Annotated in this window: 26 protein-coding genes, 2 pseudogenes and 2 other annotated features; of the genes and pseudogenes, 2 read left to right on the top strand and 26 right to left on the bottom strand. The window is 40.6% G+C overall.

Annotation, left to right across the window (positions count from 1 at the left end; genetic code table 11):
- Positions 1-53: 53 nt before the first annotated feature.
- The 4 genes and pseudogenes from rpoB to MAQA_RS14955 all read right to left on the bottom strand — a co-directional run.
- On the bottom strand, positions 54-3,605 hold the full coding sequence (rpoB, locus tag MAQA_RS00130) for a DNA-directed RNA polymerase subunit beta (protein ID WP_149023260.1): 3,552 nt from the start codon (positions 3,603-3,605) through the stop codon (positions 54-56).
- 491 nt (positions 3,606-4,096) lie between these two features.
- The gene (locus MAQA_RS00125) at positions 4,097-4,702 is read right to left on the bottom strand and encodes a class I SAM-dependent methyltransferase (RefSeq protein ID WP_036070151.1); all 606 of its coding nucleotides are present in this window, start codon (positions 4,700-4,702) and stop codon (positions 4,097-4,099) included.
- Between the two features lie 79 nt (positions 4,703-4,781).
- The gene (locus MAQA_RS00120) at positions 4,782-5,675 is read right to left on the bottom strand and encodes an NAD-dependent epimerase/dehydratase family protein (protein ID WP_241462999.1); all 894 of its coding nucleotides are present in this window, start codon (positions 5,673-5,675) and stop codon (positions 4,782-4,784) included.
- Positions 5,660-5,749, bottom strand: a pseudogene (locus MAQA_RS14955) (NAD-dependent epimerase/dehydratase family protein); the annotation flags it as partial. The gene MAQA_RS00120 and the pseudogene MAQA_RS14955, both read right to left, overlap by 16 nt.
- 146 nt (positions 5,750-5,895) lie before the next feature.
- On the opposite strand from MAQA_RS14955, the gene MAQA_RS00115 reads away from it, so the two are divergent.
- Entirely contained in the window at positions 5,896-6,495 is a 600-nt protein-coding gene (locus MAQA_RS00115) for an AraC family ligand binding domain-containing protein (protein WP_036070150.1), read from the top strand.
- A gap of 28 nt (positions 6,496-6,523) precedes the next feature.
- Complete coding sequence (locus tag MAQA_RS00110; RefSeq protein ID WP_077913507.1) at positions 6,524-7,057, top strand: helix-turn-helix transcriptional regulator; 534 nt, start codon at positions 6,524-6,526, stop codon at positions 7,055-7,057.
- A 36-nt stretch (positions 7,058-7,093) separates the two neighbouring features.
- On the opposite strand, the gene rplL is transcribed toward MAQA_RS00110, so the two are convergent.
- The 22 genes and pseudogenes from rplL to dusB form a co-directional block, all read right to left on the bottom strand.
- Positions 7,094-7,465: a 50S ribosomal protein L7/L12 gene (gene rplL / locus MAQA_RS00105; protein WP_036070147.1), complete on the bottom strand. Its 372-nt coding sequence runs from the start codon at positions 7,463-7,465 to the stop codon at positions 7,094-7,096.
- A gap of 58 nt (positions 7,466-7,523) precedes the next feature.
- A complete protein-coding gene (gene rplJ / locus MAQA_RS00100) occupies positions 7,524-8,024 on the bottom strand; it encodes a 50S ribosomal protein L10 (RefSeq protein WP_036070145.1) in 501 nt (166 codons plus the stop codon).
- Positions 8,025-8,049: 25 nt separating this feature from the next.
- Positions 8,050-8,192 (bottom strand) — a sequence feature (ribosomal protein L10 leader region).
- Positions 8,193-8,238: 46 nt separating this feature from the next.
- The gene (rplA, locus tag MAQA_RS00095; RefSeq protein ID WP_036070143.1) at positions 8,239-8,928 is read right to left on the bottom strand and encodes a 50S ribosomal protein L1; all 690 of its coding nucleotides are present in this window, start codon (positions 8,926-8,928) and stop codon (positions 8,239-8,241) included.
- Between the two features lie 35 nt (positions 8,929-8,963).
- The gene (gene rplK, locus MAQA_RS00090; protein WP_036070142.1) at positions 8,964-9,389 is read right to left on the bottom strand and encodes a 50S ribosomal protein L11; all 426 of its coding nucleotides are present in this window, start codon (positions 9,387-9,389) and stop codon (positions 8,964-8,966) included.
- Between the two features lie 156 nt (positions 9,390-9,545).
- Positions 9,546-10,058 (bottom strand): hypothetical protein, encoded by a 513-nt coding sequence (locus tag MAQA_RS00085; RefSeq protein ID WP_149023259.1) that lies wholly within the window; start codon positions 10,056-10,058, stop codon positions 9,546-9,548.
- Complete coding sequence (locus MAQA_RS00080; RefSeq protein WP_036070130.1) at positions 10,055-10,702, bottom strand: ATP-binding cassette domain-containing protein; 648 nt, start codon at positions 10,700-10,702, stop codon at positions 10,055-10,057. The genes MAQA_RS00085 and MAQA_RS00080 overlap by 4 nt, the downstream gene beginning before the upstream one ends.
- Before the next feature lie 4 nt (positions 10,703-10,706).
- On the bottom strand, positions 10,707-11,432 hold the full coding sequence (locus tag MAQA_RS00075; protein WP_149023258.1) for a hypothetical protein: 726 nt from the start codon (positions 11,430-11,432) through the stop codon (positions 10,707-10,709).
- A gap of 55 nt (positions 11,433-11,487) precedes the next feature.
- A complete protein-coding gene (locus MAQA_RS00070; RefSeq protein ID WP_036070124.1) occupies positions 11,488-12,180 on the bottom strand; it encodes a hypothetical protein in 693 nt (230 codons plus the stop codon).
- The gene (locus tag MAQA_RS00065) at positions 12,167-12,586 is read right to left on the bottom strand and encodes a hypothetical protein (RefSeq protein ID WP_149023257.1); all 420 of its coding nucleotides are present in this window, start codon (positions 12,584-12,586) and stop codon (positions 12,167-12,169) included. Before MAQA_RS00065 ends, MAQA_RS00070 begins: the two co-directional genes overlap by 14 nt.
- 61 nt (positions 12,587-12,647) lie before the next feature.
- On the bottom strand, positions 12,648-12,965 hold the full coding sequence (locus MAQA_RS00060) for a hypothetical protein (RefSeq protein WP_036070122.1): 318 nt from the start codon (positions 12,963-12,965) through the stop codon (positions 12,648-12,650).
- 73 nt (positions 12,966-13,038) lie between these two features.
- On the bottom strand, positions 13,039-13,470 hold the full coding sequence (locus MAQA_RS00055; RefSeq protein ID WP_036070120.1) for a DUF2712 domain-containing protein: 432 nt from the start codon (positions 13,468-13,470) through the stop codon (positions 13,039-13,041).
- A gap of 175 nt (positions 13,471-13,645) precedes the next feature.
- Positions 13,646-14,179 (bottom strand): transcription termination/antitermination protein NusG, encoded by a 534-nt coding sequence (gene nusG, locus MAQA_RS00050; protein ID WP_036070118.1) that lies wholly within the window; start codon positions 14,177-14,179, stop codon positions 13,646-13,648.
- Between the two features lie 148 nt (positions 14,180-14,327).
- Positions 14,328-14,507: a preprotein translocase subunit SecE gene (gene secE / locus MAQA_RS00045; protein WP_036070117.1), complete on the bottom strand. Its 180-nt coding sequence runs from the start codon at positions 14,505-14,507 to the stop codon at positions 14,328-14,330.
- A 22-nt stretch (positions 14,508-14,529) separates the two neighbouring features.
- The gene (gene rpmG / locus MAQA_RS14020; RefSeq protein WP_077913506.1) at positions 14,530-14,679 is read right to left on the bottom strand and encodes a 50S ribosomal protein L33; all 150 of its coding nucleotides are present in this window, start codon (positions 14,677-14,679) and stop codon (positions 14,530-14,532) included.
- A gap of 149 nt (positions 14,680-14,828) precedes the next feature.
- Positions 14,829-15,423, bottom strand: a pseudogene (locus MAQA_RS00040) (RNA polymerase factor sigma-70); the annotation flags it as partial.
- Between the two features lie 82 nt (positions 15,424-15,505).
- Complete coding sequence (locus MAQA_RS00035; RefSeq protein WP_036070364.1) at positions 15,506-16,018, bottom strand: NYN domain-containing protein; 513 nt, start codon at positions 16,016-16,018, stop codon at positions 15,506-15,508.
- Between the two features lie 3 nt (positions 16,019-16,021).
- A complete protein-coding gene (gene rlmB, locus MAQA_RS00030) occupies positions 16,022-16,771 on the bottom strand; it encodes a 23S rRNA (guanosine(2251)-2'-O)-methyltransferase RlmB (RefSeq protein ID WP_036070114.1) in 750 nt (249 codons plus the stop codon).
- A complete protein-coding gene (locus MAQA_RS00025) occupies positions 16,758-17,174 on the bottom strand; it encodes a Mini-ribonuclease 3 (RefSeq protein WP_036070112.1) in 417 nt (138 codons plus the stop codon). Before MAQA_RS00025 ends, rlmB begins: the two co-directional genes overlap by 14 nt.
- Positions 17,175-17,177: 3 nt before the next feature.
- A complete protein-coding gene (gene cysS, locus MAQA_RS00020) occupies positions 17,178-18,593 on the bottom strand; it encodes a cysteine--tRNA ligase (RefSeq protein WP_036070110.1) in 1,416 nt (471 codons plus the stop codon).
- Positions 18,590-19,216, bottom strand: coding sequence for a serine O-acetyltransferase EpsC (gene epsC / locus MAQA_RS00015; protein ID WP_036070106.1), 627 nt, complete (start codon positions 19,214-19,216; stop codon positions 18,590-18,592). The genes cysS and epsC overlap by 4 nt, the downstream gene beginning before the upstream one ends.
- A gap of 80 nt (positions 19,217-19,296) precedes the next feature.
- Positions 19,297-19,507: a binding site (T-box leader), on the bottom strand.
- A gap of 95 nt (positions 19,508-19,602) precedes the next feature.
- A complete protein-coding gene (gene lysS, locus MAQA_RS00010) occupies positions 19,603-21,096 on the bottom strand; it encodes a lysine--tRNA ligase (protein WP_036070099.1) in 1,494 nt (497 codons plus the stop codon).
- Between the two features lie 126 nt (positions 21,097-21,222).
- Positions 21,223-22,200 carry a tRNA dihydrouridine synthase DusB gene (gene dusB / locus MAQA_RS00005; protein WP_036070361.1) on the bottom strand — a complete coding sequence of 326 codons (978 nt, stop codon included), beginning with the start codon at positions 22,198-22,200 and terminating at the stop codon, positions 21,223-21,225.
- Positions 22,201-22,239: the final 39 nt, after the last annotated feature.

Raw genomic sequence — 22,239 nt, 5'->3', positions numbered from 1 at the left:
CGGCAAAAACATTCGTTTTTCATTTGTTTTGGAGTTTTTTAAAATCGGGCGGGTTAATCAACCTGCTCGGTAGTTTCCTCTGGTTTTACAATATTGAAAGCATCGTTTTGTCCATTAAAATCGTCTTCATCCGAATCTCGCATTTCAATTTCTTCTTCGTCAGCAGACAAGATTTTAACGTCCATTCCAAGACTTTGCAATTCTTTAATCAAGACGCGGAAGGATTCAGGTACACCTGGTTTAGGTACGCTTTCCCCTTTCACGATTGCTTCGTACGTTTTAACACGTCCAACAACGTCATCCGATTTGATTGTGAGGATTTCTTGAAGCGTATAAGCGGCACCATAAGCTTCCAGTGCCCAAACTTCCATTTCCCCGAAACGTTGTCCACCAAATTGCGCTTTACCTCCGAGTGGTTGTTGCGTAACTAGCGAGTATGGTCCAGTTGAACGAGCATGGAGTTTATCATCAACCATGTGAGCAAGCTTGATCATATACATAACTCCAACGGACACACGGTTATCAAATGGTTCCCCAGTACGTCCATCGTAGAGAACAGTCTTCGCATCACGAGCCATTCCTGCCTCTTCAACAGTGCTCCAAACATCTTCCTCGTTCGCACCATCAAATACCGGCGTCGCAACATGGATTCCAAGTTGCCGAGCAGCCATTCCAAGATGTAGTTCAAGCACTTGCCCAATATTCATCCGAGACGGTACCCCTAGTGGGTTAAGCATGATATCAACAGGCGTTCCATCAGGAAGGAACGGCATATCTTCCTCAGGTAAGATCCGAGAGATAACCCCTTTATTACCGTGACGACCAGCCATTTTATCTCCTTCATGAATTTTACGTTTTTGTACGATATAAACACGAACAAGTTGGTTAACACCTGGAGGAAGTTCATCTCCCGCTTCACGCGTAAAGATTTTAACATCTAAGACAATTCCGCCACCGCCGTGAGGGACGCGAAGAGAAGTATCACGAACTTCACGTGCTTTTTCACCAAAGATAGCATGAAGCAAGCGTTCTTCAGCCGTAAGTTCTGTTACACCTTTTGGCGTTACTTTCCCTACAAGTAAATCATTATCTTTCACTTCTGCTCCGACACGAATAATACCACGGTCATCAAGATCACGAAGCGCATCTTCACCCACATTCGGGATGTCACGCGTCATTTCCTCAGGTCCGAGTTTCGTATCACGAGCTTCAGATTCGAATTCTTCAATATGGATAGATGTGTAAACATCATCTTTTACAAGGCGCTCACTCATGATGATCGCATCCTCGTAGTTATAACCATCCCAAGTCATGAAGGCAACAAGAACGTTACGTCCAAGTGCGAGTTCCCCAGAATCCATTGAAGGACCATTCCCAAGGATCTCACCTTTAACAACACGATCTCCTTCTGAAACATTTGGACGTTGGTTATAACATGTTCCTTGGTTAGAACGAACAAATTTACGTAGTGTATACTTGTCGATTCCTCCCGTAACTTCTTTTCCGTCTACCATTGAAACGCGTCGAACCCAAATTTCTTTCGCTTCAACATGCTCAACGATCCCATCATGTTTTGCGACAACAGCAGCACCAGAGTCTTTTGCAGAAACGTGTTCCATCCCTGTTCCAACAAATGGAGCTTCAGGGTGCATAAGTGGAACAGCTTGACGTTGCATGTTCGCACCCATTAGCGCACGGTTACTATCATCGTTTTCAAGGAACGGAATACAAGCCGTTGCAACAGAAACAACTTGTTTTGGCGATACGTCCATGTAATCGACACGTTCTTTTTCAACAGCTAAGTTTTCAGAACGGAAACGAGCCATGATTTCTTCTTCCGTGAAGACGCCGTTATCATCTAGTTTCGAGTTGGCTTGTGCCACAACATAGTTATCTTCTTCATCAGCAGTTAGATAATCAATCGTATCGGTAACTTGATGCGTCTCTGGATCAACACGACGATACGGCGTTTCGATAAAGCCGAAACGGTTCACTTTTGCATAAGAAGAAAGTGAGTTAATCAGCCCGATATTTGGACCTTCCGGCGTTTCAATCGGACACATACGACCATAGTGAGAGTAGTGAACGTCACGCACTTCATAGCCTGCACGTTCACGCGTCAAACCACCTGGTCCAAGCGCAGAAAGACGACGTTTATGCGTAAGCTCACTGAGCGGGTTCGATTGGTCCATGAATTGCGAAAGCTGGGAGCTTCCGAAGAATTCTTTAATCGATGCAACAACTGGACGAATATTGATCAGTTGTTGTGGAGTAATCGTACTCATATCTTGGATAGACATCCGTTCACGAACTACACGTTCCATCCGTGACAAACCAATTCGGAATTGGTTTTGAAGAAGTTCACCTACAGAACGAAGACGACGATTTCCCAAGTGGTCAATATCATCTGTTCCACCCACACCGTGAAGCAAGTTAAAGAAATAACTGATGGACGAAATAATATCAGAAGGTGTAATGTGTTTTACATTTTCATCAATATACGCGTTACCAATAATGTTGATTTCTTTTTCTTCATCTTCTGGTGCATAAATTTTGATAGATTGAACAAGCACCTCGTCTTCCATGACGCCATCACGTGGATGAAGCGTACGGAACCCAACGCCATTTTCAAGGTTTGGAATAATCGCATCTAAGTTGCGGCGATCTAAAATATCTCCTTTAGATGCAATGATTTCCCCTGTTTCTGGGTCAACGAGTGTTTCAGCCAAAACTTGACCGAACAAACGATTTTTAAGGTGAAGTTTTTTGTTGATTTTATAACGTCCAACACTTGCTAGATCATATCTTTTTGGATCAAAGAAGCGTGAGACCAGTAAGCTTCTAGCATTATCTACAGTTGGCGGTTCACCTGGACGAAGTCGTTCATAAATTTCAAGAAGTGCTTTTTCTGCACTATCTGTGTTATCTTTTTCAAGCGTGTTGCGCAAATAATCATTGTCTCCGATCAGATCAATGATTTCTTGGTCGGAACCAAATCCTAGAGCGCGAAGAAGGACCGTAACCGGCAATTTACGTGTGCGGTCAATACGAACATGCACAACATCTTTTGCATCCGTTTCGTATTCTAGCCAAGCACCACGGTTTGGAATAACGGTCGATCCAAAACCTTTTTTACCATTTTTGTCCACTTTGTCATTGAAATAAACGCCCGGCGAACGAACTAATTGCGAAACAATAACACGTTCAGCACCGTTGATGATAAATGTTCCCATTTCAGTCATAAGTGGGAAATCACCCATGAAAACTTCTTGGTCTTTTACTTCACCAGTTTCTTTATTAATCAGGCGCAATTTCACACGAAGCGGAGCTGCGTAGTTAGCATCGCGATTTTTAGACTCTTCAACCGAATATTTCGGTTCTCCGAGGTCATAATCAATAAATTCAAGCGAAAGATTTCCTGCAAAGTCTTCAATCGGAGAAATATCGCGGAACATTTCCCGAAGACCCTCATCTAAGAACCACTGATAAGAAGCTGTTTGAATTTCGATCAAATTCGGTAATTCAAGCACTTCACTAATCCGAGCGAAACTTCTACGCTTACGGTGTCTGCCGTATTGTACTACATGTCCTGACAAACTCTTCACCCCTCAAATTTTTAAAAATTTATAAGCACACTTTCTGCTTTCATAGAATCGCTAAACAGTGGAACCCCCCGCACCCGACGTTTAAGCCAAGAGCTTTCTACACGTGTAAAAAATACTCGCTTAACCGGCGTTCATCAAAAGTTTCCTACTACTCGCCTTTATTCTACAAGAAAGAAAGTGGGACTTGAGCAATTGATCTAGCCTGTTTTTAGACAAAAAGAAAGCGGAATTCAACTTGCTTTGATCCTTTCCTAAAAAAGTTTCACGACAACAGCCAAATTTAACTTTTGCTTTGTCAGCTCTGAAAACCACATCCATGTCTTATTTTACCAAAACCCTTGCAAACACTTCATTCTTCCAACTTGTTCCAGAAAAATGGGCATGCGAAATAACAGTCTAGATTCTTTTGGCATCTTACTATGATACAATACCCCAGAAAAAAAGTCAACCCATTAGTCTACAAAAAAGAAGCCTTAAAATCAAGACTTCTTTTACGCTTTTATACTTCGATAAATATAATAACCCTTATCTTTTTTCATCACTTCCACATTGCCAAAAACCTGCTCCATTTTGCGCGCAGCAGACGGTCCACCTTGTTTCTTTTGAATCACAATCCAAAGTTCCCCCGCAGAAGTGAGCTTGTCATGAGCACCTTCCAAAATCGCATGCACAACCGTTTTTCCAGCGCGAATTGGCGGGTTACTAATAATCGCAGCAAATTCATTTTCATCCACGTGCTGATAGACAGAGCTTTCATAGATCCTCACATTCTGAATCCCGTTTAACTCAGCACCTTCCGAAGCAAGCGAAAGCGCTCGTTGATTCACATCTACCATTTCCACTTCTCGATCCGGAAAACTCTTTGCGAGCGATAGCCCAATTGGTCCGTAACCACAGCCAACATCAAGAAACTTCCCCGCACAATCCGGTTGCTCAAATGTTTCTATCAAAAGGCGCGAACCGAAATCAACTGTCTTTTTAGAAAAAACGCCATCATCACTCACAAAGCGCAAATCAAAGCCACGCAACTCATAATGAAAAATTTGCCGATTTGAAGATAAAGAGTCATCATTTGTAAAATAATGATTATTTGTCATTCAGCCTTCCTCCTCCACTTGTGTATTCTACCATACAAAAAGCCCACGGACACGTATATTTTTACCGCAGGCTTTCTTTTTATTCAGCTACACATCTTAAAAGCGTCTCATGAATCGATTCTTTAACATCATGATCTCTGATACCAAGCACTTTCTTCGTATCTTCAGGATTTAAATACAAATCTAGCTCTTGGAGTTCTGCTGTCACAATCGAATGGATACCATGTTCAGTTCCTTCCGCTTTGGATGCTTGATCCATTCCTTCATAGACTTCACGAACAGCATCAAGTGGTACAACAGGCACTTCCGTTTCTTGCCCTAAAGCATCGACCATATATTTATAAAACGTTTGGTATTTCATGTTTTCCCCACAAATCGCGTACGTAGCACGGTGCTTCTTAGCTTCCAATGCCCCTACTGCCGCTTCTGCCACTTGTTCTACAGTTACCATCGCCGTTCCACCTTTAAGCGCAGGGAAAACAGCTTGCCCCTTAATTTGGTCAGTAAACATTTTCCAAAGAGGTATTCTTCCAGGCATCGTCCCAAAAATATACGGCAAGCGCAAGCTCGAAACATTCATACTCCCCTCCCCTTCAGCAAAAGCGACTTGTTCTTGTAATAAACGCGTATTAGGATACGGTTGATCCTTTAAAAGCGTTTCTGGAAGGCGCTCCGCAAATTCCGCGAAATAAGAACCAAAAACAACAAAGTTTTGAACTCCCGCTTCTTTAGCCAAGCGAACTAAGCGCTGCGTTGGAAGGACATTAGCTTCATAAAAGAATTTTTCCGCTGGAGCTTTCGGTACAGTTCGTTCATCCGCACCAGCTGCGTAGATGAATCCCGATACCCCCTCAAGCATTTTCTTTACTTCATCATCTGACATCGCACCAATATCCCCAAGTGTACATTTAACTTCTGACGGCAATAAGCCTCTTCTGGCATCGGTGGAAGCGCAACGGTTTCCACTTGATATCCCCGTTTCAGCAGTTCCTTCACTGTGTAGTAACCTAAAAATCCTGTGCCACCTAAAACAAATATTTTTTCCATGTTCGGTTCCTCACTTTCAGTTATCTAATAAAAGTTAGTGAAATTTATCACATGTTTATATTAACATGATCTGTAAGTGGAAATGAGACAAAATAGGCTTTTTTATTATCTTGATCCAAGCTATAATAAAAAGGAGGTGACAAACAGTGGAACAAACTTATCACAACCCTTATCATAATACCTTTTGGGAAGAACCAAGCTTCAGCGTGTATAAACATTCAACAAATGCGGCACGCAAAGATCACGAAACCGGTCGCATTCGTTTATTTGCAACAATTTCAGGCCACGGAACCATTAAAATCAACGGGATAAACTATCCCATCTCACGTGGCTCACTATCTTGGATTTTCCCCTATCATTCAACAAGCTTAACCGAAGCAAAAAATTTAGAAGTCATTGAAATTTCTTTTCCACTTCGAGTTTTGTTACAAATTCTCGATGGTCCAAACCAAGAACAACTGCATAAAATGATGTTTCAAAATCACTTTTCGCCTGTTATCACTTATCCAAACGCCAAGCAACTAGAAAAGTTATTTGACGAAGCGCTGCAAGAAGCTGAAATTCGCGCCCCCCTATTTGAAACGTTAGTTCTCGCCAATGTCACAAAAATCATTTTGCTTTACTTGAGATACATCTACAAAGGAAAAACCAAAATTCATTACCACACCCGGCTGGAAAGCTCTTCGGTATTTACACTATCATTTTGCCGAGCCACTCAGCACTGCAAAAGTAGCTCAGCATTTTAATGCCACACCCGAACGGCTCAATCAAGAATTGAAAGCACTAACTGGAAAGAACTTACTGCAAAACCTTACCCAAATTCGTTTTAATCACGCAAGAGCTCTCATGCAAGTAACAGATCTACAAATAAAAACAATTGCTTCTAATGTCGGTTTCCGGTCTTTCCCTAGTTTCAACCGTCAATTTAAACAACTCTACAAAGAAACACCTAAAGAGTACCATAAAAAAGCTTCCAAAAAAGCTGAACCCACTCTTGCTTTTCAAATTTACATGTACATGACAGAAAATTTCAAACTAGATCTTTCCCTTTCCAGCCTCGAAAAAGTCTTTTTTACATCTCGAAAAAACATTGAACAAGCCCTTCAAACAACTTTTCAGATGAATGCTCGCGAGCTCGCAACATTTATTAAAATTAGCTACACCAAAAGTTTTATCCAAACAACTTCACTATCCTTTAGCCAAATATCCGATCTCGCCGGCTTCACCTCAGTTCGGTCATTCAATCGAGCTTTTCTTGGCGAAGTCGGCATGACACCTCGCGAATACAAAAAAAGCCTGCCAGAATAAAATTCCTGACAGGCTTTTTGTTTGCTCAAAGCAAAATTATTTAGCTTCTACGCTAGCGCCAACTTCTTCAAGTTTAGCTTTGATTTCTTCAGCTTCTTCTTTAGAAGCACCTTCTTTAAGTGGTTTTGGAGCGTTATCTACTAATTCTTTAGCTTCTTTCAAGCCAAGACCAGTGATTTCACGAACCACTTTGATAACTTTGATTTTAGAATCCCCAGCAGAAGTAAGTTCTACAGTGAATTCAGTTTGTTCTTCAGCACCACCAGCAGCACCGCCAGCAGCTGCTACAGCTACAGGAGCTGCTGCAGTTACGCCAAATTCTTCTTCGATCGCTTTTACTAAATCGTTAAGTTCTAGTACAGATGCTTCTTTAACAGAAGCAATGATTTCTTCAATGTTTAAAGCCATTTTAAAATTCCTCCATTTAATGTTTTTTATTAGGGAACTAAATTCCCTTTCGATAAACTTAAGCTTCTTGTTCTTCTTTTTGGTCAGCTACAGCTTTCGCAGCAAGTGCGAAGTTGCGGACTGGCGCTTGTAACACGTTGCAAAGCATGGATAGCAAACCTTCGCGCGATGGAAGTGTTGCAAGAGCTTTGACTTCGCTTACAGATGATACTTTACCTTCAATAATACCCGCTTTAATTTCAAGTGCTTCGTGATCTTTCGCGAAATCATTCAAAATTTTAGCAGGAAGAACAGCATCGTCATTACTGAACGCAATAGCATTGGGTCCAGTTAGAACTTCTTCAAGTCCGTCAAAACCTTTTGCTTCAACAGCACGGCGTACCATCGTGTTTTTGTAAACTTTGAAGTCAACACCAGCTTCACGTAATTGTTTACGTAATTCAGTAACTTCTGCTACATTAAGTCCACGATAGTCTACAATAATTGTAGATACACTGTCTGTAAGTTTTGTTGTAATTTCTTCAACATTGTTTTTCTTAGCATCTAAGATTGCACTCATTTTTACACCTCCGTCCAAAACGATATCAGCTACATAAAAATGACCCTTGCCACCGTATCAGCAAGGGTCAAGAAGACAGCAAAAACTGTCTTTATCGTTAATCTCCTCGGCGGGCAAATTTAAACACAATTGTGTACCTGCTGTCTACGGTAAGGATATTCACTTATAAGCCTCCATTAGTTTAACAAAAAACCGTGAGGGCGTCAAGCTAGTATTATAGCGACGCTGGATCTACTTGAATTCCAGGACCAAAAGTTGTCGTTACGCTCAAATGTTTCACGTAAGTTCCTTTAGCTGCCGCTGGTTTAGCTTTTTGAAGCACATCATTTACAGTGCGGAAGTTTTCAATTAGTTTATCCGTATCAAACGAAACTTTTCCGATTGCAGTATGAATATTCCCGGCTTTATCAACACGGTATTCTACTTTACCAGCTTTAATTTCGTTTACTGCTTTTGTTACATCCATCGTAACTGTACCAGTTTTAGGGTTTGGCATTAAGCCTTTTGGTCCAAGCACACGGCCTAGTTTACCAACTTCACCCATCATGTCAGGTGTAGCTACGATTACGTCGAAGTCAAACCAACCTTGGTTGATTTTTTCAACATATTCAGCATCTCCAACGAAGTCAGCGCCAGCAGCTTCTGCTTCTTTTGCTTTTTCTCCTTTAGCGAACACTAAAACACGTTGAGTTTTACCAGTACCATTTGGAAGTACTACGGCACCACGGATTTGTTGATCTGCTTTTTTAGGATCTACGCCAAGACGGAATGCTACTTCAACAGTTGCATCGAAACCGGCGAAATCAATTTCTTTAGCAAGCGCTACTGCTTCTTCAACAGAATACGCTTTTGCTGTATCTACTTTTTTCAAAGCTTCTTGATACTTTTTACCTTTCTTAGCCATTTCTTTTCCTCCTTATTGTTCAGAATTACTTAAACTTAGTCTTCTACAGTGAATCCCATAGAACGAGCTGTACCTTCAACCATACGCATTGCAGACTCAACGTTTGCAGCATTTAGGTCAGGCATTTTAAGTTCAGCAATTTCTTGTACTTGAGCACGAGTTACTTTAGCAACTTTGTTACGGTTAGGTTCACCAGATCCTTTTTCCACTTTAGCAGCTTTTTTAAGCAAAACAGCAGCTGGCGGAGTCTTAGTGATGAACGTAAACGAACGGTCTTCAAATACACTGATAACAACAGGAATGATAAGACCAGCTTGATCGGCTGTACGAGCATTAAACTCTTTACAGAAGCCCATGATGTTTACACCAGCTTGACCTAGTGCAGGTCCGACTGGAGGTGCAGGATTTGCTTTACCTGCTGGAATTTGAAGCTTCACTTCTTTGATAACTTTCTTAGCCACGAGACATACCTCCTTAAGTCCGTGCTGTGGTTATGATGGGGATTGAGATTTCCCCTCCCACGACAAAAAGTACGCAAAAACGTACTTTTATATGATACCATTATTCAAGCATGATAGCAAGGTTAGTTTTGAAATTTATATTTATCGGCCCCTCGTTTATGACGCTCCACGAAATACAATTGATATTTCTTTAAGATATCTGCCGTATAGTATCCCTCGCCCTTTTTTATCGATTGGAATTTCAATCAACATCTCGCCACTTGTCTTTTCTCCAGGTTGAAGAACCCACTTTATTCCCTGGTTTACTTTAAGTTTTTTCGAAGCAAACGGATCTACCTCCCATTTTCTTCCGCCACTCACAATAACTAAATGGTCAATCGCAACCTTCTGTTTCACTAGACTATCCGTTTTTTTATTTTCAGCTTGAAACGGAACGAAATAGCGTAAAACTTCATCTCCATAGCTCTTACTATAGACCTTCTCTACTCTTGGCTCACCAACTCGGTACGTCAATTTGCCCATAGCCACCTCACGTTCAAACTGACAAGTCCTTTCACTAATTTCATACCCAGATGCATTCAAGTACATGTACCGAAGAGCACTCGCAGAAACAAAAATACCCACAAAAAGAATAAATAAGCACCAAAAAATCACCTTTCTTTTCATCATGCCTCACCTGCGCTTAAACAGCCATTTTTCATACTAAAAGTCACATCTGCCAATCCTTGCAAGAACAACGAGTCATGGCTTGCAATAATCAAAGTCGCTCCTTGCCTACGCAATTCCAAAAAAAGGCGCTTCATTTCCTTGATCCCCACTTCATCAATTGCATTCGTCGGCTCATCAAGCAAAATAACTTTGGGTCTAAAAATAATCGCTTGTGCAATTCCAAGACGCTGTTTCATTCCCAATGAATACTTGCTAAATCTTCGTTTATCATGAGGATCCAGCCCTACAACTTTCAATGTTTCTGTGATTACTTCGCCAATCTCGTTTTTCTTTCTATTCAAAAGCGCCAATAATTCTAAATTTTTATAACCTGTGAATTCATTCAAAAAACCCGGATGCTCAATCAAAATACCCATTTCTCTAGCAAAATTTCCGTTTGCAAGTTGCTTCACTTGATCGATCTTGATTTCACCTTGCACTTTGATGAGCCCCGCAATAGCACGTAGTAGCATTGTTTTTCCCGAACCATTCTCACCGCGAATGCCAATAATTTGATTCTTTCCAAAATCCACTGAAACACGATCCAACACCATTTTCCCTTTAATGCTTTTACTAACTTCCCTAAGTTCAATATAATTTTCCATCCGTTCACTCCTCACTCTTTGCTGTTAAAATATCTATTCTGTCAATGCCAATAAGCCCCATGATGAGGATTATCCCAAGTAAACAAATTCCATAAATAACCGTGATTGAATCTGAGATAGCAAAACGCGTAAACTCTGAATGTCGAATCCACATGAAATGCCCTGTCGGGAAAATAAGATTCGTGCTCCGAAGTCCGCTACAGACTAATATCATCGTAAACATAATCCCCGTAATTTCTCTTACAAACAACGACAAGAGCGAAAAAATCAAACAGCTTATGGTCATGCCGAGCCACAAAAAAGCAAGCACAAAAACGATTCTTTCTAGAGAAAAATCATCTAGCCCCATAAAATAGCCAAATCCTGCAATAATCCCCAGATATCCCAGACAAATCCCACAATTCATCAAGACAAGAACTACACATTTACTTAGCCAGTAAATTTTTCGAGAAGACTTTGCAAGAATATGACTGGCGCCGCCAAATAAATCTGCTCGCACAAAATCAAAAGAGATCACAACAGGAAGTACAAGTAAGAAAAACCACGTATATGGGAAGAGAAGTGCATGATCTCGAATAGCTTCTACCGTCACTCCGCCAACCATCACAGCAAACAAATCGCCAATACTCGCTTGCTGTTCGTCGTGAAAACCTTGCATTTCTTTTAAAACAAGCCCTGCTAGAACAATTCCTCCAACTAAAAGCCGTTTCCAACTTCGAGCGAAAAGCAAGTGTCTATCACGTTGCATTAATAAAAAAAAGTTGACTCAAAGAGACTCCTCCCACTTAGTAAAAACTTTTCTGTTTGATGATCCCCTCGAGCAATACAAGCACTAAAATACTTAACCCAACAAAATAAATCGCATTCAAAGTCGCATCTTGCCAAAACAAAGGGGATTCACCATCCCAAAAAGCCTTAGAAACAATAAAAGTTCGATCAAAATACACATCAATTGTTTGATCGACAAATGGAATCGCCACTAAAATTATCATCGAAAAAATAAAATACTTCGTAACAAGTACAAGAATCACAAAACTGATACCCATAAAGAATAAAAAACTAAGCAAGGTAAAAGTAACTTTAAAAAGTAGTGAAAAAAACAAAGATGACGCTCCATATTTTATTGCGACCACAGCGAAAACGATAAAGGCATAACAAAAAACATAAAGAAGGGTAGTAAAAATCACTCGCCTTAATAATTCTCCAAATACTTGCTTCCTTCCACCACAAGCAAATATTCGATTTAACTCTAGTGAGTTCCCCGTAAAGATGTACAGCAAAATCAAGAATGAAGGCAGTATCAATTTTTCATAAGCTCCAGCCCCAAAGTTTCCAACAACAAGCAAGGTACTTTCCTTTTTCGTTTCCATTACTGTTTTAACGATCGCTGCACTCGCAACAATCCAAACTCCTAGAAACAGCCATTTTTTCTCCACTAAATCCATCCAGATAACTTGTAGAAGCTTATTTGACCACATACTTTTTCACCCCGATAACATAGAGCACACTTGCCAGTAAAGCACCCGATCCCCAAACGACCAGCATGATTTCAAAGGACAAGATCGGTGTTGAAATTTGCCTCGAAAATACCGTTGGAAAATAGGAAATACTATCATTCAAATCAATTGGAATCAAATAAGTCCAAATGTAATCAACGATAAAAGCTGAAAGGAAAATCAAAAAGCTAGATTTAACAAAAAAGCTAACGGAAAGCGCAATTGCGGCATACATCCCCGCAGACAAAAATGCAATCCCAACATAAAGCAAGATATGTAAAAATGGATGGGCATAATAAAGCGCTGGAAATAAAGTGGTTGAAAACATCTGGGGAACGGCTTCACTTGTTGTCACTAACAAATCCGGTGGGTGATTCGGCAGCAACATGAAGCAACCATAAATATTGAGTAGTAGAGGAAAAACAAAACTTAAACCTGCAAATAAAAAATTATAACCATATAAATTTATAAAATATTTTTTTTCGCAAATTTTTCGTGTAAATGTGAGCGAAAAAGCCATTTTTCTTATCAACCGCATAAATATCCGCCGCTGCCATTGCCGAAATAATCGGCATAAGCATAAATAGCAATTGCGGAACCTCTGAACCCGTAAAACTTTCAATCCATCTAGTGTATGGTGAGCCACCATATAAACGGTTTGGAAAAACATCTGCAATCAAATAAAACAAAGACAAGAGCGTTCCGATAAGCAATGCAATTTGAAAAGACCTTTTGTGCAAAATTCTTTGAATAAAATAATGATGCATATCTGTGTATGTTCACTCCTTTGCTAAAAGCCTATATAAATTCGCGGCTCATTTTCAACCGATCGAGCGTATATCATCTTCTCGAATCAGGGCTCCAAACACCTTCTACATTATTCGTTTGTCTCGGGTCAGCACCTGTCTTAATTGCTGCACTTGTTCTTCCTTCTTCTCGAACATAGTTTGTCATTCGCTTTATTCCTCTGATATGCGCATTATAGTAGTTTCCGCCAGAACAATTTTTACTTGTCCATCCGTTACCACCAAGAACCCACGCAGGCACCCTATTTTTCTTATTTTTCACATAATTAACTTTCATATATACAGCTGACGTATTATTCTTTTTTCGAAACCCCGTTTGATCATAATCCGCAGATTTAGCAGATGGTCTCAAAAGCAAGTCAAATGTTGTATCCTTCGTATTTCCAGCGGCGTAGACATTTATCAGCCCCATACTTCCCGCTATCAAAACCATTCCAAAACTAACTACTACTATTCTTTTTAACATGTTGTAACTCCTTCTTGATGTCATTTTAGTCACGTTTCAGTGTAGCATAGCAACATGGCTTTTAGAATACGTGTATGAAAAAAAAAAGGAAGTGCGCTCGCTAATTGTTCACAAATTCGTTGCATTTAAAAATCACATAAAAAAAACAGCCCGCTTACGCGAACTGTTTTCTATGTTAAATTTTTTCAACTTGGTCAAAGTCAACTTCAACTGGCGTTTCCCGCCCGAACATGTTAACCATAACTTTGGCTTTACCTTTATCAAAGTCCATTTCGTCCACTTTACCAGAGTAATCCGCAAATGGTCCTTCTTTAACCATAACTGTTTCACCAATTTCAAAATCAGCTTCTGCAGCTTTGTCGACCATTCCCATACTTTTCAGGATTCGGTCAGCTTCATCTGGAAGAAGTGGTGTTGGTTTTGATCCTGATCCTGCCGAACCAACAAAACCAGTTACGCCTGGCGTGTTCCGTACGACGTACCAAGAGTCATCCGTCATTACAATTTCAACTAGCACATAACCAGGGAACGTTTTCCGTTTGATTGTTTTTGTTTTGCCATTTTTAACTTCTGTTTCTTCTTCTTCAGGGACGATTACACGGAAAATTTTATCCGACATACCCATTGATTCTACACGTTTTTCAAGATTTGCTTTCACCTTGTTTTCATAACCGGAATAAGTGTGAACCACATACCAATTTTTTTCCATCACATTTTTTTGACAGCCTGTGCTGCCTTCCTCCTTCGAAATTAATCATTTATCTTCAGACTCATTTTTCTCAAAACAAAAAACCCGTATCAATCGGGTTTTAGCTCAAGTAGTATTATAGCACTCTTTTTTTTAAAAATCCTAGCTTTTACATAAGAAGTTGAATCAATTGTTCAATTCCAAAATCTAAGACCATGAAGAAGACAGCAAAAAGAATAACTGTGATTACTACAGTTACTGTATATTTCACCATTTCTTGACGCGTCGGCCATGTTACTTTGCTCATTTCAGACGCTACATTTTTAAAGAATCTCGTAATTGCGGACATGCTTGATAAACCTCCAATACCTCTATTTCGTTTCTCGATGTAAAGTGTGTTTATTACAGTGCCGGCAAAACTTCTTCACTTCTAATCGAACCTGCTTATTTGATCCACTGGCACTTACTGTGTAATTTCTTGAGCCACACTCGCTACATGCAAGTGAAGTTTTCTTTTTCATTGACTTCTTTCAACTCCGATACTATTCACTCCGTGGTGTTTCAAAGAAGACTATTCACCTTTATAAATATATCACTAGTCGACCCCAAACGTCAAACCCAATTCTGTGAATATTTTGTTACAGTTTTTACTCAAGAAAGTTCCTGCCCCAATTTTTCTTTTAATGCGTTGCAGGGCATTATCAATCGATTTTTCCTTCACATCAAAGCTCTCAGCCATTTCTTGATAGCTTCTTCCTTCTAAATACTGCTGCAAAACTTTTTTTTTCAAATGGGCTAGTAACTTGTTCTAATTTTTTGACTGCCCCAGTCAAATCTTCATTTTTTATCAAGAAATCTTCCGGAGTTTCAGCTTGTTTTTCTGAAATCACATCTAATAACGTCCAGTCCACCGATTCTTCATCCGAAGTAAGTGGCGTATCCAGCGAAATTGACTGATTGAGCGGCATATTCTTCTTTCTTAGCGAGCGCTTCACAGCCGAAAGCAATTGTCTATTAATACACATTTCCGCAAATGACTTGAACGAGGCTTCCTTTTCTGGATCAAAATCGCGAATCGCTTTAAAAAGACCAATCATAGCTTCTTGAATCAAATCATCCCGTTCGGCTCCTTGCAAAAAATATTGCGTAGCCTTCCAGTAAATAACCGGCTGGTATTTCGAAAAGAAATATTCAAGCGCATCCGCATCCCCTTCTCGAGCAAGTTCAAGCAAATCGAGTTCATTACGTTCTTCTTTTTTTTTCACGCTTCACTATCGGCTAAACTCCTTTTCAAGAAGATTTTTAAGTTGCCTTATTATAACGAACCAGAACTTCTGCCGTCAACGACTATTTTTCGCCTCTTCGCCAATTTTCTAACTGCTCAATCACTTCAGAATCCAAGTTTAGTTTCGATTTAGGCTTTTCTTCTTGGATACTTTTAATTTTCTTATCAATATCACGACCCATTTCTTGAATTTCAAACAAAAGTTCTCGCGAAGAAATCCGAAGTGCCCCTTGACCAAAAATAGCCCATTGTTCCGCATAATCACTCGTTGCAACCATGATCTGTGTCTTAGCATTTTTCCATTCTACCGCTTTACGTTCAATATATTCATCCGCGGTTTCATCTTCCTTCGTGAAAATCACATCCACATTATTTTGACGAAGTTTTCTTTTAATACCCCGAACATACTGGGCATCAAACACAACGACCACCTGATAACCCGAATAACTTTGATATTCAGCCATCCATTCAACAAGTGTATTCCTAGCTGATTCAAGATCACGATCCTTTAAACGGCTTAAATTCGGCCAGGCACCTATGACATTATAGCCATCAACAAGCAATATCCGCTTCATCATTTAGCTCTCCAACGGATTTCGCTTGCGATAAACTTCATACATCAAAAGACTTGCAGCAACTGAAGCATTGAGTGAAGTTACTTGTCCTACCATCGGCAAATGAATAAGAAAATCACATTTCTCACGAACTAATCGGCTCATCCCTTTTCCTTCACTACCGATCACAAGCGCTAGCGCGAGTTCCGCATCCATCGTGCGATAATCACTGCTACAAGACGCATCCGTCCCAAAAATCCATAATCCACGCTTTTGCAACTCTTCCATTGTTTGCGAAATATTCGTCACTCGCACAACCGGAATATATTCAATGGCTCCTGTCGATGCTTTAGCAACCGTTTGCGTCAAACTAACCGAACGTCTTTTAGGAATGATAATGCCATGCGCGCCAACAGCATCCGCCGTCCGCATAATTGAGCCTAAGTTGTGCGGATCTTCCAGTTCATCCAAAATAATAAAAAATGGCTGCTCTCCTTTTTCTTCGGCACGCTTAAATAAATCATCTAGCTCATAGTAATGATAAGCAGCCACTTGTGCCGCAACCCCTTGATGAGCACCTTCAGCAACCTTATCAATTTTGACTTTTGGCACAAACCGCACATCAATCTTCCGGTCCTTTGCAAGGCGGATCACTTGCTGCATAACACCTTTATTCGAGCCTTCTGCAACTAAAATTTGTTGAATTTCCCGTCCTGAGCGTAATGCCTCGAGAACCGGATTTCGCCCACCAATCCAATCTTCATTTTTTGCCATCCAGATTCTCCTCCTCAATCGTTTGCACTGCCAAAATCAGCCATTCGTTCAGCCGCTTTTCTTCCTCACCTAAATATAGGTAGCCAATAACCGCTTCAAAAGCTGTCGATAAATTATAAGTCGCAAGATCCGTATTTTTCGGAACCGAATGTGACTTTGCATTTCGACCACGCCGGTAGATCGCTTCCTCTTCTTCTGTCAAAAAGCCACTTTCCAAAAGTCGATTTAAAACTTTCGCTTGCCCTTTTGCAGAAACGTATTTAGTCGCCGTCTTATGGAGCAGATTTGGTTTCGTTTTCCCCGATACAAGCAAGTGCTCACGAATAAATTTTTCATAAACGGCATCGCCCATATATGCGAGCGTCAAGCCATTCAACTGTTTATAATCTTTAACTCCAGGCATCGCTTAACCCCGTTTCCAGCGCGTGCCATGCGCCGTATCTTCTAGGATGATATTCTTTTCTTTCAGCAAATCACGAATTTCGTCCGCACGTGCAAAGTTGCGTTCATTTCGCGCTTGAAGCCGTTCTTCAATCAGCTCATCGATCTCTGCATCTTCTAGCCCCGAAACAGCTACTTGCTCCAATTTAATACCCAAGACATTAGCAAAAAGCTGTAACATACTCAAGAACTCACGGAGAACCGTTACCGAAACTTTGTCCTGCGCTAAATAAATATTAGAACGCTTTGCGAGTTCATAGAAAGCCGTAATCGCATTCGCCGTATTAAAATCATCATCCATTTCCGCTTCAAATTGTTGCTTCAATTCTGTAAGCTGTTCAAGCCATTCATCTTGATGTTCCAATTCAAAGTGGTCCTCTTCAACCGTTTCAAGACGATATTTCAAATTTTGATACGCCGTTTGCAGGCGCTCTAAACCATTAGCAGCATCATTGAGCGTCGCATCACTAAGCGATATCGGCCGACGATATTGCACAGAAAGCATGAAAAAGCGAATCACATTTGGATCAATTTCTTCGAGAAGATCATGTAAGGTGATAAAATTGCCAAGTGACTTCGACATTTTCTCGCCATCAATATTTAAAAAGCCATTATGCATCCAGTAATTAGCAAATGTATGCCCCGTTAAAGATTCTGATTGCGCAATTTCATCTTCATGATGAGGAAAAATCAAATCTTGACCACCCGCATGAATATCAATCGTATCCCCCAAATATTTCTTGGCAAGCGTAGAGCACTCAATGTGCCAACCAGGCCTCCCGTTTCCAAAAGGACTTTCCCAATAAATTTCACCGGGCTTGGCTTTTTTCCAAAGTGTAAAATCTAGTTGTTCCTCTTTCAGCTCATTGGTTTCAACTCGCGCGCCGTGGCGCAAATCTTCAATTGGCTGATGGGAAAGCTTCCCATAATCGGCAAATTTTCGCGTCCTATAATAAACATCTCCACCTGATTCATAAGCAAAGCCTTTATCGATCAGCGCAGAAATAAATTCAATAATTTCATCCATATTCTCTGTAACACGTGGATTCACAGTTGCCTTCGCGACATTCAAACGATCAACATCATCAAAATACGCACCAATAAACTTATCCGCAACTTCAGGTACCGTGAGTTTCAATTCTTCTGCAGCCCTGATCAACTTATCATCCACATCCGTAAAATTCGAAACAAAGTTAACATTATAACCGCGGTAAGTCAAATAGCGACGCACCGTATCAAAAACAATGATCGGACGAGCATTGCCAATATGAATGTAGTTATAAACCGTTGGACCACAAACATACATTCTCACTTTTCCATCTTCAATAGGCTTGAAAGTTTCCTTCTCTCTCGTGAGCGTATTATAAATCTGCAAAGTCATTTATCCATCGACTCCTTTTTCTCCTCATATTGAGCTAATTTCTTTTCTAAAACTTCAATTCGTTCATATAAACCTTCTAAATCCGGTTCAGCATGCGCCACAGATTTGCCATTAATCCTAACAACTTTAGCTGGAATCCCAACTACCGTCGCATAAGGTGGAACATCTTTCAAAACCACAGCTCCCGCACCAATTTTTGATTCCTCACCAATCGTCACAGGACCAAGCACTTTCACACCGGCCGAAATCAACGCGCCATTTTTCACTGTTGGATGCCGTTTTCCCGTATGCTTTCCAGTTCCACCAAGCGTTACCCCATGAAATAGCACTACATCCGTTCCAAGTTCGACCGTTTCCCCGATCACAACCCCAGCACCATGATCAATAAATAAACGCCGACCAAGTTCTGCACCTGGATGAATTTCGATATTCGTTAAAAATCGAGCCACTTGCGAAATGATTTTTGAAAAAAGTATGAGTTTGCGCTTGTAGAAAAAATGAGCCAAGCGATATGCCCAAATAGCATGGACCCCTGCATTTGTAAAAAATGCATCCACATAATTTCGCGTAGCTGGGTCATTTTTCATGATCGCACGCAAATCCTCCTTAACTTTCCATACCATGCCGTTTCCTCCTAGATCCCTCTTTTGCAGACTCCCCATCAAACGAACATTTATTCAAAACAAAAAGACGCCTCTATAAAAACAGAGACGCCTTGCGCGGTTCCACTCTGATTGAGCTTAAAAAGCCCCACCTCATCACTAGTTTTAACGACCTGCGCCGTCTTGCGATACTTCATTTCCCGCAAGAACTCCAGGATGCATTTCCAAAGTCGTTTCACTAAGTCCTTCCCAGCTCACCGGACTCTCTCTTTAAGTTTCCCGCTTTGTACTTCTTCCCATCTACGTTTTCGTTCATTTGAATACCTCTATTATAACAGCATAATTTAGAAGCGCAAGCACACCATCTTTAGGCTACACTAAACACTTCTAAATCCAGTCATCCCAGTTTAATCGCGATGCTTCATCGTTGGGAAAAGTAATACGTCACGGATCGAAGGAGCGTCTGTAAGAAGCATGATCAAACGGTCCATTCCAATTCCAAGCCCACCAGTTGGCGGAAGTCCTTGCTCAAGAGCAATCAGGAAGTCTTCGTCCATTTCATGCGCTTCATCGTTTCCTTGTTCTCGCTCAACCATTTGAGCTTCAAAACGTTTTCTTTGATCAATTGGATCATTTAATTCCGAGAATGCATTCGCATGTTCACGTCCCACAATGAAAAGTTCGAACCGATCCGTAAATCTGCCATCTTCTTTGTTTTGTTTCGCAAGCGGCGAAATTTCAATCGGATGTCCATAAACAAAAGTCGGCTGAATCAATTTTTCTTCAACAAACGTTTCAAAGAATTCATTTAAAATGTGGCCGTAAGTCATATGCTCTGTAATTTCCACATGATGTTCTTTCGCAAGCGCACGCGCTTCCTCAGTCGTAACATTCCAGAAGTCGATCCCAGTGTATTCCTTAACTGCATCGACCATATGAACTCTTCTCCATTTTGGCGCAAGATCCACTTCATACTCACCATAAGTAATTGTTGTTCCCCCAGTTACTTTTTCAGCAACATAAGAAACTAAACCTTCCACAAGATTCATGATATCTTCAAAATCTTCATAAGCCGCATAAGATTCAAGCATTGTAAATTCAGGGTTGTGACGCGTCGAAATCCCTTCATTCCGGAAAACTCGACCAATTTCATATACTTTATCCATGCCACCCACAATCAAACGTTTCAAGTGAAGCTCAAGAGCGATACGTAAATATAGATCCATATCCAGCGCATTATGATGCGTAATAAACGGTTTAGCAGCGGCTCCACCTGCTACAGTGTGCAGTACTGGCGTTTCGACTTCTAAGTACCCATGATCATCCAAGTAATCACGTGTATATTTTAAAATCTGACTGCGCATAACAAAACGCTTTTGACTTTCTTCATTCGTAATCAAATCCAAATAACGTTGTCTATAGCGCTGCTCCACATCTTTCAAACCATGATATTTATCTGGAAGCGGACGAAGTGCTTTCGTAAGCATCATAAAATTCGTTGCTTTCACCGAAAGTTCTCCCGTGTTCGTTCGGAATACCGTTCCCTTAACCCCGATAATATCCCCTAAATCGGCTTGTTTAAAAATCGCATATTCCTCTTCACCAATATTATCTTTACGAATATAAATTTGAATTTGGTGGAAGCGATCTTGGATATGCGTAAAACCAACCTTCCCTTTCACACGTTTGGTCATGATTCGTCCCGCAACGGATACTTCAATATCTGCTTCTTCTAATTCTTCCTTTGATTTATCTTTGTATTTTTCTTCTAATTCTTCTGGACTTGCTGTACGGTCAAATTTTCCGCCAAAAGGATCGACGCCTTCAGCACGCAGTGTATCCACTTTTTCACGGCGAACAATCAGCTGGTCGTTTAATTCTTCGTGATTTTCGTGACTCATGTCATGACACTCCTATTCTTTTCAATATCTACAGATGTATCCATTATACGCTTAAACCCCCTCTTTTTTCTAGCCTAAAACGAAAAAAAGTTGTCTAAATTAAAAATTAGACAACTTTTCCATGTATCAAGATTGTTTAGACAACGTTTTTTGTTCATATTGAGCAACAAAATCACGCAGAATTTTTTCCATCTCTGCTTTTTCACTCGCTTGGTTGACGGCTACTTTCGCCCGTGTACTTCCACGAGCACCTTTCAAATAATAAGCCGCATGTTGCCTGAATTCTCGAACCGCAATATTTTCACCTTTTAGCGCAACAAGACGATCTAAGTGAAGTAAAGCCGTTTCAATTTTTTCACGCGGTTCCGGTTCAGGAAGAAGTTCACCCGTTTCTAGATATTTCACCGTCCGGTAAATCATCCACGGATTTCCAAGCGCCGCACGTCCAATCATAACACCGTCAACACCCGTCTCTTCAAGCATCCGCTTGGCATCTTCAGGTGTTTTCACATCCCCATTTCCAATGAACGGGATCTTAACAGCTTGTTTAACATCACGAAGAATATCCCAGTTGGCTTTCCCTTCATACATTTGCACACGCGTTCTACCATGCATGGCAACCGCAGAAGCACCTGCACTTTCAGCAGCCAAAGCGTTCTCAACCGCGAAGACATGTTCATCATCCCAGCCAATTCGCATTTTCACTGTTACCGGTTTATCTACCGCTTCCACAACCGCTTTCACCATGTCATGCACTTTATTTGGATCAAGTAACCACTTAGCTCCAGCTTCACACTTAATAATTTTATTCACTGGACAGCCCATATTAATATCTATGATATCTGCAGTTGTATTTTCAGCAACGAATTTCGCCGCTTCAACAAGCGTTTCCTTTTCTCCGCCAAAAATTTGCAAACTAAGCGGCTTTTCACGCTCATCTATATAAAGCATATCAATCGTTTTCTTGTTGCGATAAGCAATCCCTTTGTCACTGATCATTTCACAGCAAACAAGTCCTGCTCCAAATTCCTTTACCGTCAGCCTAAACGCAGAGTTCGAAATGCCGGCCATCGGTGCAACAACCACGCGATTCTTAATCTCCACATCACCAAATTTGAAACCATTTAAAAACCCCTTCCTTTT

This window comes from Listeria aquatica FSL S10-1188 (assembly GCF_000525795.1).
In the GTDB taxonomy this organism is placed as follows: domain Bacteria; phylum Bacillota; class Bacilli; order Lactobacillales; family Listeriaceae; genus Listeria; species Listeria aquatica.
This window is presented reverse-complemented; position numbering and strand designations above follow the sequence as displayed.